Raw genomic sequence first — 11,695 nt, forward strand, 5'->3', positions numbered from 1 at the left:
ATCATCCAAGCAAAAAGGACGCTAAGCGTCCTTTTTAATCGTGTTTAAGTCATCGTTGGCCTACTTGAGCCGGGTTACTCGCCCTTGGCTGAAAACGCTTTTTTGCCTGCTATCCAGGTTTCCAATACCTTTGTTTTCCATATGTTTTTTGCATCGATTTCAAAAATGTCTTGGTCAATTAAAATAAAGTCTGCCCACTTTCCTTTTACTAACCCGCCCAATATTTTATCTTGATGTGCACCAAATGCCGCGTCTATGGTAAAGGCTTTTAATGCCTGAGCAACGGTTAACGATTGTTCTTTAATCCAACCACCGTGCGGTTGGTCTTCTCTGTCTTGACGAGTAATAGCAGCGTGCAAGCCAAAAAATGGATTTGCCAATTCAACCGGAAAATCTGAGCCAGCAACTACAACACTGCCTTGTTTTAAAAATGACTGCCAAGCATAAGCACCTTTTAATCGTTCCTCTCCAATTCTGTCTTTTGCCATGTTTTTGTCTGACGTAGCATGAGTAGGCTGCATTGAAGGTAAAATATCTAATTGTTTAAACCTTGGAATATCTTCTAAATTGACCACTTGTGCGTGTTCAATTCGATTTCGAAACGTTCTCGCTTCGGGCTTGGATTTATATGCAGTTTCAAACTCATCTAGTGCTATCCGGTTCGCTCTATCGCCAATGGCGTGGATATTGATTTGAAAATCGTAGTTAAAAATGGTGCTAAAAAGTACGTTTAATCTCGCCGGACTCGTCACCAATAACCCGGTATTTTTTGCGTCGTCATGATAAGGCGCTAACATTGCGGCTCCTCTGCTACCTAAGGCGCCGTCACCGTATATTTTTACACTGCGGATAGATAACATGTCTTTTGGATCATTCACAAAGCCGTGTTTTAACATGTCTTCTAGTTTGCTGTCGGTTGCGGCTAACATTGCGTATACACGCACTTTAAAGTTGTCGTCCGCGACTTGGTCTTTTAAAAAATGGTAACTGTCGTGGTCAATGCCGGCGTCGTGCACACTGGTAATACCGAGTTCTAAGAGGTGTTGATTAACTTTGTTAAATGCTGTCATTAACTTAGTGTCGTCTTGATTAGGAATTTTCTCCGTGATTAAATTCTCGGCGTTATCAATTAAAACGCCCGTGGGCTCGCCGTCATGGTCTTTGACAATTTCCCCACCATCTGGCGATATGGTATTGCGTGTTATGCCTGCAAGTTGCATTGCTTTGGTGTTTAACCAAACAGCATGGCCATCAACCCGACTTAAGACAATAGGGCGGTCGGCTTCATATTCATCTAAGTCTTTTGCCGTTGGAAATTCTTTTGAAGGCCACAATACTTGATTCCAACCTCTGCCTAAAATCCAGTTTAATTTGGGGTTTTGTTTGGCATATTGAGCTACTTTTAATGCGGTTTTTTGTTTCGATTTTATCCCGCGAACATCAACCTGCATTAAATTGTAACCAAGACCTAAAAAATGCGCATGACCGTCAATTAATCCCGGTAGCATGGTTTGTCCCTTGCCATCAATAAACACCGCATTTGGATATGATTTAAGTAGCTCTGCGTTTTTCTTTTTGTCCTTTTCACCAAACGTTTCAACAACTTTGCCATCTTCAAATACGATGGCCGAAAACTTGGTTAGCTGACCATTGTTTAAAAAGGTATAGCCTTGGATGTTATGAATTAATGTACTTTGTGCCAGTACGCTAAACGATAATGCGCTTAGGCAATACAAAACCGTTTTGTAAATTACGTTGGTGAATTTTAAAGTCATATTCAAATCTACTCGCTTTGATGAATAAACCAACGTTAATCAATTGATATTGATAACACAATGTTTGGTAATAAAAGGGCACTAATTAATCTCAAAAGAAATTAGTTAGGTTGTAAAGGCTGAAGAATTAAAATGGTTAAATTTCTTCAATGATTATCACCACTATTCATTTATACTGTTAGATATCATATGACTTAGCACTAATAAGGAACACAAGACGTGTCCAATGTACCTAGTAGTTTTATTTCGTTAGCGCTCTCAAAAAAAGTGGCATATTCTGCGCTAAAAGTCTCAATTTTAGTGGGGACGCTACTCGCACTGATCAATCATGGCGGTGCTTTGCTTGAAATGAATATGTCAGCTGATCGCATTATTCAAATTTTACTGACATATTTAGTTCCATATTGTGTGTCGACCTTTTCTGCAGTAAAGGCAATTCAACAATATGAAAAAACACATTAATTAAAACCATTTTAACGTAAATTTAAAAAAGTATTAAAATCCCACAATACAGTAGATCAAGATACAGTGGCCCAAGAAACAGCGGAGTAAGACGATAATGATGGATTTTATTTTGCTTTTTATTGCAGGTTTAGTGGGAGGGATCCTAAATTCGATTGCCGGTGGGGGCAGTTTTATAACGTTCCCAGCCTTAGTGTTTGTTGGTGTAACGCCACTAATTGCCAATGCGACCAATACATTTTCTTCCTGCGCAGGTTACTTAAGTGGCGCTTATGCATTTAGAAATGAATTAACAAACCACAAGAAAGAAGTCCTATTTACCGTCTTATCCAGCGTTGTTGGTGGCGGGGTTGGGGCGTATTTATTACTGCAAACCTCAGAATCAACTTTTCAGACCGCCATTCCTTGGTTGCTGCTTTTTGCCACCTTATTGTTTATCTTTGGCGGTAAAGCCAATCTTTTTTTAAAGTCTTTTTCTAACCATAATAAATATGCGTCTCACTTCAGAATGGTCTTTTTGGCAATGGTGTTATTAGGTGTATGTATTTATGGCGGTTTTTTTAATGCGGGCTTAGGCATTGTTGTTTTAAGTTACTTAACGTTGGCAGGGCACTCAAACATCAATGTAATGAATGGTATTAAGTTAATCGTGTCTTCTTCGGTTTCTCTTGCGGCGATACTCTTATTTATATTAAACGACTCCATCGCTTGGTTCGAAGGGAGTGCAGTATTAGTCGGCACTTTAATTGGTGGTTATTTCTCCGCAGCGGTTTCGATGAAAGTGCCACAACAATATGTAAGGTGGTTTGTGATATTGATGAGCTGCATCATTACCATTTATTTTTTCATCGTGACCTATGGTTGATTGTTCCATAATAAGTGGCCCCTTATTTTTATTAGTCAGTCGTGAAATTTTGGTTTTAAACTCCGGTTATTATTAAAGTTTTACTATGCACGTTTCATTTAAGCCATAACTTATATTGGTTCTGTCGGCTTGTTGGACAAACTAAATAACGCCTAATTCCTTTTCTTTCGAGCTCCTATCGCCTTGTCGTACTATTTCCGCAGTTGTTATTTCTATGCATTTGATATTTGTATTTTGACGTTTTTATGACTTGTAATTTAAACATGATATGTTTAAATAGGTATTACGATTTTTATCGAAGGTTCGGAACAACAATTAGCCGCGATGATTGAACAGGATGAACGTTACGGCAGGACGAGATAATCACGTGTCGTATTAATCCGATTTGTTCGCAGAGGTTAAGTCGACAGGTGGCCGACCGGGACGCGTGTCTATTCATCGATAATATTTAAAATAAAAATAAACTAATTTGGCGATTAGGGATAAAGATTATGTTTACTAAAATTAAAAGCGTTGCGTATTCAGCATGCTTTCTATTAACCACAACGGCGTTGGTTTCATGTTCGTTAACGTCCGCTGAAACGGTTGCTACCGGCACGAGTGTCAAGCAGGAAGATAGCAGCACTGCAACAAAGAAAAAACCAAATGTATTGGTTTTGATGTTTGATGATATGCGGTTCGATACGTTTTCGTATCGAGGTGGTCCGGTGCATACGCCTAATATCGACAACTTGGCGTCTGAGTCAACTCGTTTTGATAATGCGATGACAACAACTGGATTATGTTCTCCCTCACGTGCAGCGTTTTATACAGGCCGCTGGGGACATAAAAATGGCTTGGATGACAACGTAGAGTTGTATCATTCTCGTAAAGCTGAATTAGATCCGTCTGAAGGGGGCTTAATCAAAAGAGCGTCCGATGCGGGTTATTTAGTTGGTCATGTTGGCAAATGGCATTTAGGGGCGCGCGGTACAGAAATGCGCGGTGCTGAAATAGATTTAGGTCACGGTCATGAACCAAGAGAACGTTTTAGTCGTCCGTATACGCCCTACTCAAAGGTGACTCAAGTAGAAGGTTATTACAAAGGCAAACTAGATAAAAACGGCGAAAAGCACGAATACTGGAAAACCTTAGATGGGACTTTTGAAGACACCGAAGCTTATAAAAAAGTGGTGCATGGTAAAAAGATGCTTAAGCAGATGGCAACCGACGACCGCCCATTTTTTGGCATCGTGAGCTTTAATCAACCACATCCGGCTTATCGAGTACCAGAGCCGTTTGCGAGTATGTATGACCCTAAAAAGGTGGCTGTGCCAGGCAATCATTTAGCTAAACGCATCAACAAACCACTGGCACAGGGGGGCATTTGGTGGCCTTGGCATGATGTTGGTCATATGTCTGATGAAGACTGGCGTAAATCACGCGCATTTTATTACGGTGCGATTGCGATGGTTGACCAAATTGTTGGTGAGTTATTGCAAGCGGCGAAAGACGAAGGTATTTATGACGACTTACACATAGTTTTGCTCGGCGATCAAGGCAGTATGTTAGGCGAACATACTTTATATGACAAAGGACCGTATGCCTATGATGAGTTAATGCGTATGCCGCTGCTGATTAAAAATCCAAATATTGCACCACGAATTGTTCATCGCCAAGTCTCTTTGTTAGATGTTACGCCAACCTTATCCGAGTGGATGACGTTAGAGTCTGACGGTGATGTGGACGGACATACCTTGACGCCATTGATGCTTGAAGGTGATAAAGCGGAAGCTGGTCAACCTGACACAGCACTGTATGCCTATGAATGGTACAACGGTTCATGGTTTGGTATTCGTGCAATACGTACGCCTGAGTTTAAATTTGTTTGGAACCCAGGTGATAACATTGACGAGCTTTATGACTTAAAAAATGATCCGCTAGAGATGAACAATCTTATCAAAAACAAAAAATACGTTAAACAACGCGCGGCTATGGTGATGTTGTTAAAACAAGAACTTAAACGAGTCGACGATCCTGCATTAACTATGTTGGAACACCACGGCAAAGCGTATTTAAATTAATTCTGTATCAGCCAATTAAATACTGGCTATCGAGGACCCAATGACTAAGTATTTTTTAACGATTATGGTTTTGTTAGTGAGCGCGACGTCATGCGCTTCGCCGTCAAAAACATTAAATTCAAAAACACAAAGCAATATCAATCAAGGTGCACGCCCTAATATCCTGCTAATTTTAGCGGATGATTTGGGCTATGCCGATGTGAGCTTTAATGGTGGCACTGAAATCCCAACGCCAAGTCTTGACGCGTTAGCAAACCAAGGCGTGGTATTTGACTCAGCTTATGTCGCCCATCCATTTTGTGGACCGAGCCGCGCGGCGTTATTAACCGGTCGATACCCACATAAAATTGGTGCTCAGTTTAACTTGCCAACAACTGGTTCTACGACAGGCGTTGATGTTAATGAAGAGTATGTGAGTAAAACCTTGCAAAAATCTGGTTATTTTACCGGGGCAATTGGTAAATGGCATTTAGGTGAAGAATCTCGTTATCATCCTAATAATCGTGGTTTCGATGAGTTTTATGGTTTTTTGGGGGGCGGGCATCAATATTTCCCTGAGCAATATCGTCCACGCTACGAAGCCTTAACAAAACGTGGTGTGCGTTATGTTAACGACTACATTAAACCGTTAGAACACAACGGCAAAGAAGTACGTGAAACTGAATATATAACTGATGCATTATCCCGTGAAGCGGTAAACTTTGTTGAACAAGCAGGTAAAGAAAAATCTCAACCATTTTTCCTCTACCTCGCCTACAACGCTCCACATGTGCCACTAGAAGCAAAACAAGAAGACATTGCCAAGTTTGCTCATATCAAAAATAAGAAACGTCGTATTTATGCAGCTATGGTTCATGCGGTAGACCGCGGAGTGCAGCGAGTTGTGGATGCGTTAGACGCAACCGGTCAACTTGAAAATACGTTAATTGTATTTATGAGCGATAACGGCGGGAAAACTCAACAGGGTGGCGTAAATTTGCCACTTAAAGAAGGCAAGGGCAGCGCTCATGAAGGGGGCCACAGAGTACCGATGTTTGTGTATTGGCCCAAAGGTATTGCCGCACAAAAAGACCATTATCCATATCCGGTGTCGGCACTTGATTTGTATCCAACATTTACTCAATTGGCAGGCGCTGAAATACCGACTAAAAAGTTGTTAGATGGCAAAGACCTTTTACCTGCCATATTGGCGAAAAAACCGGTACGAGCAGGTGAAAGCCTTTATGTTATGAGGCATCGTACTGCGGCAAGTGATGTTTCAGTTCGTCGTGACAATTTTAAAGCGGTTAGAACCAAAGCAACAGGTAAATGGCAGTTATATGACATAGATAAAGACATTGGTGAAAAGAACGACATCAGCAGTAAACACCCACAGTTGTTGCAGGATATGGTGACAGATATGGCCCACTGGAGTTGGAGCAATAAAGAACCACAGTGGTTTCATATCCATGAAGAAGGGCAAAAGTGGCGTGAAGCAGCGATGCCGCGACACGGTGAAACGTTTGACTTAAATTCAAAATAACATTAACTCTTTGTTTAAGTTAATGAAACCAAGTCATTAACGGTATGCTAACCACGACAAATTGTTACAATTTAAAAAAGCTCAACATTGACTGTTGGGCTTTTTTAACGGATAAAAGGTATTCTTAAGAGGCAAAGTGGTCACTATGAGTATACGTTTGGAAAAATTATTGGATGTTTGGCATTCGCAAATTGACCAGCATCAATGGATCTTAGCAACCGTTATCGAAACAGCAGGTTCGTCGTACCGCAAAACCGGTGCGATGATGTTTATCAACGATCTAGGTCAATATTATGGTTTGATCAGCGGTGGATGTTTAGAACCTGATATTATGCGTAAAGCTCGTCGTTGCTGGGACTCTGGTCAAAATCAGACGGTCTGTTATGACATGCGAGATGAAGACGACATTGGTTGGCAACTCGGCATTGGTTGCGGTGGCATGGTTAAAATTTTGCTTCAGCCAATTAACAAGGCCAATAATTTTCTTGAATTACCTCTATTAAAGCAGCAACTCTCCGAACGACAAATTAGTCATTATGCGCAAGACACAACTTCGACTTTTCCTAATAATTGGGTCGTTAAGACCGGCGAGATAACGTCAATTGTAAACTCAGCACTGTCCTCAGACGCGCTAACAAATTCAGTGATTGAACACAAATTTACCCCAGCCCCACAAATCGCAATTTTTGGCGGTGGAGTTGATGCACAGCCATTAGCGGCCATGGCAGAGGTTTTAGGTTGGCGCGTAATAATGTATGACCCACGAGTGAATTACGCCCAGCGTGACAAGTTTGTACATGCTGAACATATTGTCAGAGACAAGTTTTTAGACTTAGTCGGTCATCCGTCATTAACGCAACTCGATGCGGTGGTTATTATGACCCATAACGTCAAACTTGACGGCGAAGCATTGTTGTTAGTTCAACAATCCAGTGCCGATTTTGTTGGTTTGTTAGGGCCAAAACACCGCACTGAAAAAGTTCTAAAATCCGTAGGAATATCCGTTGAAGACTTACAGAAACCCTTGTCTAACCCAATTGGATTGGATATTGGAGGCGAATTACCAGAGTCTATCGCACTGTCTATTACCGCTGAAATACACGCAGTACTTGAGAATAAAATAGCATTTACCCAAGCTGATAAAAAGGGCTTGAAGCGTGTCGGTTGAGATGACTAAACCCTTCAACTTAAATCCGGCTATTTTGCTTTTGGCGGCTGGGCAAAGTAGACGATTTAATGGCGTCAAACAATTAAGTTTAGTCGCAACGTCGAACGGCAAAACGCCTCTTTTACAAGCTAAAATAAATACCCTTGTCCAACTGAATTTACCGCTGTTTGCGGCAATTCGCGATGACATTAAGTTAGCCAATTTTACGCCAATCAAGTTGAATGGCTCACCAAAGTTAACTTGGATTACCCCTCAGAATAGTCGTCTCGGGATGGGCCATACGATCGCTGATTCCGTAGATATTTTGCTAAAACAGCTGCCAAACTGCAGTCATATTGTAATTACACTTTGTGACCAAGTTGCTTTAGACACAGCTGCATATCAGTCATTAGTTAGATTAAGTGCACAGCAACCGGAGAAGATCATCTGTTGTGAAACTCAGGACGGACTGTCTGTCCCTGCTGTTTTTCCAAAAGCTTGGTTTTCGCAGCTTAAGCAATTAACTGGCGATAAAGGGGCAAAACATATTTTAAATAATGCAGGTGACCAAAGGCAGACTATATTGTTAAACCAAGCGATTATTGACATAGATACCAAACAAGAATTAGAAGATTGGAATAAAGCTCAAACTAACCAGTTTACGAAAGAATGTAATGCTTTAACGGGAGAAAAAGCATGTTAAATATAACGATAAATAATAAAAAGCGCACGATAGATGTGCCAGACGATATGCCGATTTTATATGTGCTCAGGGACGAACTGAGCCTGCTAGGAACCAAGTTTGGGTGCGGGTTAGGCCAATGTGGAGCATGCACCATTCATATTGATGGCCATGCTATGCGGTCGTGCATCACCCCTATTTCGTATGCTGCGAATAAGTCTATTACTACCATAGAAGGACTCGACGACGATGCAAATCATCGGGTGCAAATCGCCTGGCGAGAATTTAAGGTGCCACAATGTGGTTACTGCCAGGTAGGTCAAATGATGTCGGCATCAGCCATGTTAGACACTATTCCAAATCCGACCGATGAAGAAATCGACCTGCATATGCAAGGCAATGTATGCCGGTGCGGGACATACGACAGGATCCGAAAAGCGATTAAACATGCGGCACAACTGCCAGCGAACAAGTAAGGATTGGTTATGTTTGACTATACAAAAATAAAAAACGGGCCGTCCTCATCTGCCGCTGAAATTGCTAATGTCAGCCGACGCAGCTTTTTGAAACAACTCGGCATTGGCACAGGTGCATTTGTTCTCGCGACGGTTATGCCTGGGTTTTCATCAATCTTGCATGCATCGCCAAGCCGCGGTGACAGTGCCAACGTAAAAGCCGATCATGCTCTTAACTTTTTTGTTGCGATAAACCCTGATGGTTCGACGTCGATTGTATGTCACCGGTGTGAAATGGGACAGGGCATAAGAACCTCTATTCCACAAATTATTGCAGATGAAATGGAAGCAGATTGGCAACAAGTGTTTGTCGTTCAGGGCAAAGCCGACAAACGTTACGGTGCGCAGGGGACTGCCGGTTCAACATCAATTCGTAATCAATTTATCGATATGCGTAAAATTGGTGCGGCCGCGAGGCAAATGTTAGAACAAGCTGCAGCGGATATGTGGGGCGTTAAACGTTCTGACGTAACCGCAGAAAACCACGTTGTTAAACATTTATTGAGTGGTAAAACACTATCATTTGGTGAGTTAGCGCAGACGGCATCTAAGTTAGATGCCCCTGATCAAAAATCAGTTAAATTGAAGTCTCCCGATCAATTTAAATTGATTGGTAAAGAAGTGAAATTATTCGACCAAGACGACATTATCGCTGGTCGCGCAACGTATGCCCAAGATATTCAATTGCCAGGGATGTTAATTGCCAGTATTGAACGTCCGCCCGTGGTTGGCAGTAAAGTGGTGTCCTTTGATGCAACCGAGGCGTTAAAAATAAAAGGTGTGGTTGAGGTTGTTCAACTTAAAAACCGCCCTTTACCGGTAAATGTTTTGCCAATATCTGGGGTTGCTGTATTAGCTACAAATACCTGGGCTGCACATCAAGGACGCAAAGCGTTAAAAGTTGAGTGGCAGTTGAGCGAGCATAAGAGTCATGACTCCGAATCTTATTTAAAAGAGTTAGTTGAAAAAGTTCAACAACCTGGTGAAGCAGCTCGCAAAAAAGGGGACGTTTACGGTCATAATTATGATCCAAAAAACACCATTGAAGCTGTCTACACTATGCCATATCAACATCACCAACCAATGGAAACGCCAGCAGCGACTGCGTGGGTGCAAGGGTCTGGTGCTGATAAAAAATGTGTAATTTGGGCTGGTGTACAAAATCCACAGTGGGCGCAGGGTCTTGTCGCTACAGAGCTTGGTTTCACTGGAGATAAAGCCGCTGATAGAATTGAGTTTAATATTACCTTGATGGGTGGTGCTTTTGGCCGTAAGTCAAAAGCTGACTTTGTATTAGAAGCGGTTGAGCTTTCAAACAAGGTTAAAAAGCCAGTGAAAGTAGTTTGGACTCGTGAAGACGATATTAAACATGGTTTTTATCATTCCGTGTCTGCCAACTATATGAAAGCCGAGTTGACCGACAAGCAAACCGCAGACTATTGGATCCAACGAGTAGCTTATCCACCGATTGGCTGGACATTTAACGACAAAACCAATCGACCAAATCACAGTGATTTATCAGTTGGATTTGGTGACACGCCATTTGATTTACAAAATTTGTCCCTCGAAACCCAAACGGCGGAAGGGCATGTTCGAATTGGTTGGTTACGGGCTGTAGCGTGTTTGAATAACGGTTTTGCGCTTGGAAGTTTTGTTGATGAACTGGCGGTTAAATCGAATATTTCAGCGCAGAAAATGTGGATGAACTTATTGGGCTCAGACCGTCATGTTGATCCGAAACAGGATGGTTTTAAGTATACGAATTATGGTATGGGCTACGACACTCACCCACTTGATACTAAACGTTTAAAAGCCTGTTTAAACTACGTATGTGACAAAGCCAATACATCTGAAAAGCTGCCTGAAGGGCAAGGTTGGGGGGTTGCGGTATTTAGAAGTTTTGGCACTTACGTATCGGCGGCAACTAAAGTCTCGGTTGAAAATAACACGTTAAAAGTATTGGAGATGCATACTGCCATTGATTGCGGCGTTGCTGTGACGCCTGACCGTGTAAAAGCACAAATGGAAGGTGCTATGGTATTTGGTTTAACCATTGGATTAATGGGAGGTATTTCGGTCAAAGATGGTGTGGTCGTTGAGTCGAATTTCCACGATTCGCTAATGACTCGAATACACCAAGCACCACCCATGTTTGCCCATATTATTGAATCTTCTCAACCTCCAGGAGGCGTCGGTGAACCGGGCATTCCTCCGGTGATCCCAAGTATCACTAATGCAATATTCCATGCGTGTGGGGTTAGGGTGAGAAATTTACCTGTGAATAAGCACTTAAATGTAGTTTAGGGTTTAGATAGTTACCCTGCAGGCTAAGGTTTTTGGCCTGCGGGCGGCTATTTCGACTGCGTCGACCATTTCGACTGCGTCGACCATAATAGCGCGGAGCTTGAAGTTTTCTTTGCCCTGCAGGCAGCTATTTCGACTGCGTCGACCTTACTTTTTGCAACAGCCGCTCTTTGTTTCTAAGATCATGTAGGCAAAAAGACGGCTTTGTGGTAAATCCCTAATCCTTATTTAAGATTTATATTATCGTCGAAGACGGAATGAAAGTATGTCCATGGTTCGTCTGACGTACATCCATGTACTGACGAATTCCCTTCGTCCTTGAAGTGAACAACCATCCCTTGCAACGGCGTCCCTGCCGTT

9 protein-coding genes are annotated in these 11,695 nt (G+C 42.0%); 8 read left to right on the top strand and 1 reads right to left on the bottom strand.

Annotation, left to right across the window (positions count from 1 at the left end; translation table 11 throughout):
• Positions 1 to 74 precede the first annotated feature (74 nt).
• Positions 75 to 1,775, bottom strand: a complete 1,701-nt coding sequence (locus tag KO525_RS12130; RefSeq protein ID WP_215964084.1) for an amidohydrolase — start codon at positions 1,773 to 1,775, stop codon at positions 75 to 77.
• A 219-nt stretch (positions 1,776 to 1,994) separates the two neighbouring features.
• Here KO525_RS12130 and nrtS point away from each other — a divergent pair, with 219 nt between their 5' ends.
• The 8 genes from nrtS (at position 1,995) to KO525_RS12170 (ending at position 11,335) form a co-directional block, all read left to right on the top strand.
• A complete protein-coding gene (gene nrtS / locus KO525_RS19735) occupies positions 1,995 to 2,237 on the top strand; it encodes a nitrate/nitrite transporter NrtS (RefSeq protein WP_215964085.1) in 243 nt (80 codons plus the stop codon).
• Between the two features lie 97 nt (positions 2,238 to 2,334).
• Positions 2,335 to 3,102 (top strand): sulfite exporter TauE/SafE family protein, encoded by a 768-nt coding sequence (locus KO525_RS12140; RefSeq protein ID WP_252736893.1) that lies wholly within the window; start codon positions 2,335 to 2,337, stop codon positions 3,100 to 3,102.
• 491 nt (positions 3,103 to 3,593) lie between these two features.
• The gene (locus KO525_RS12145) at positions 3,594 to 5,165 is read left to right on the top strand and encodes a sulfatase-like hydrolase/transferase (RefSeq protein ID WP_215964086.1); all 1,572 of its coding nucleotides are present in this window, start codon (positions 3,594 to 3,596) and stop codon (positions 5,163 to 5,165) included.
• Between the two features lie 40 nt (positions 5,166 to 5,205).
• On the top strand, positions 5,206 to 6,687 hold the full coding sequence (locus KO525_RS12150) for a sulfatase-like hydrolase/transferase (RefSeq protein ID WP_215964087.1): 1,482 nt from the start codon (positions 5,206 to 5,208) through the stop codon (positions 6,685 to 6,687).
• Between the two features lie 145 nt (positions 6,688 to 6,832).
• A complete protein-coding gene (locus tag KO525_RS12155; protein ID WP_215964088.1) occupies positions 6,833 to 7,855 on the top strand; it encodes an XdhC family protein in 1,023 nt (340 codons plus the stop codon).
• Between the two features lies 1 nt (position 7,856).
• The gene (locus tag KO525_RS12160) at positions 7,857 to 8,537 is read left to right on the top strand and encodes a nucleotidyltransferase family protein (protein ID WP_215964089.1); all 681 of its coding nucleotides are present in this window, start codon (positions 7,857 to 7,859) and stop codon (positions 8,535 to 8,537) included.
• Positions 8,531 to 8,992, top strand: coding sequence for a (2Fe-2S)-binding protein (locus KO525_RS12165; protein ID WP_215964090.1), 462 nt, complete (start codon positions 8,531 to 8,533; stop codon positions 8,990 to 8,992). Before KO525_RS12160 ends, KO525_RS12165 begins: the two co-directional genes overlap by 7 nt.
• 9 nt (positions 8,993 to 9,001) lie before the next feature.
• On the top strand, positions 9,002 to 11,335 hold the full coding sequence (locus tag KO525_RS12170) for a xanthine dehydrogenase family protein molybdopterin-binding subunit (RefSeq protein ID WP_215964091.1): 2,334 nt from the start codon (positions 9,002 to 9,004) through the stop codon (positions 11,333 to 11,335).
• The last annotated feature ends 360 nt before the right edge of the window (positions 11,336 to 11,695 follow it).

Source organism: Psychrosphaera sp. B3R10 (assembly GCF_018861025.1).
Classification (GTDB): Bacteria; Pseudomonadota; Gammaproteobacteria; order Enterobacterales; family Alteromonadaceae; genus Psychrosphaera; species Psychrosphaera algicola.

Coding starts and splice junctions, on each gene's coding strand:
- KO525_RS12130 (WP_215964084.1), bottom strand. CDS start 1,775: ATGACTTTAAAATTCACCAACGTAATTTACAAAACGGTTTTGTATTGC.
- KO525_RS12140 (WP_252736893.1), top strand. CDS start 2,335: ATGATGGATTTTATTTTGCTTTTTATTGCAGGTTTAGTGGGAGGGATC.
- KO525_RS12145 (WP_215964086.1), top strand. CDS start 3,594: ATGTTTACTAAAATTAAAAGCGTTGCGTATTCAGCATGCTTTCTATTA.
- KO525_RS12150 (WP_215964087.1), top strand. CDS start 5,206: ATGACTAAGTATTTTTTAACGATTATGGTTTTGTTAGTGAGCGCGACG.
- KO525_RS12155 (WP_215964088.1), top strand. CDS start 6,833: ATGAGTATACGTTTGGAAAAATTATTGGATGTTTGGCATTCGCAAATT.
- KO525_RS12160 (WP_215964089.1), top strand. CDS start 7,857: ATGACTAAACCCTTCAACTTAAATCCGGCTATTTTGCTTTTGGCGGCT.
- KO525_RS12165 (WP_215964090.1), top strand. CDS start 8,531: ATGTTAAATATAACGATAAATAATAAAAAGCGCACGATAGATGTGCCA.
- KO525_RS12170 (WP_215964091.1), top strand. CDS start 9,002: ATGTTTGACTATACAAAAATAAAAAACGGGCCGTCCTCATCTGCCGCT.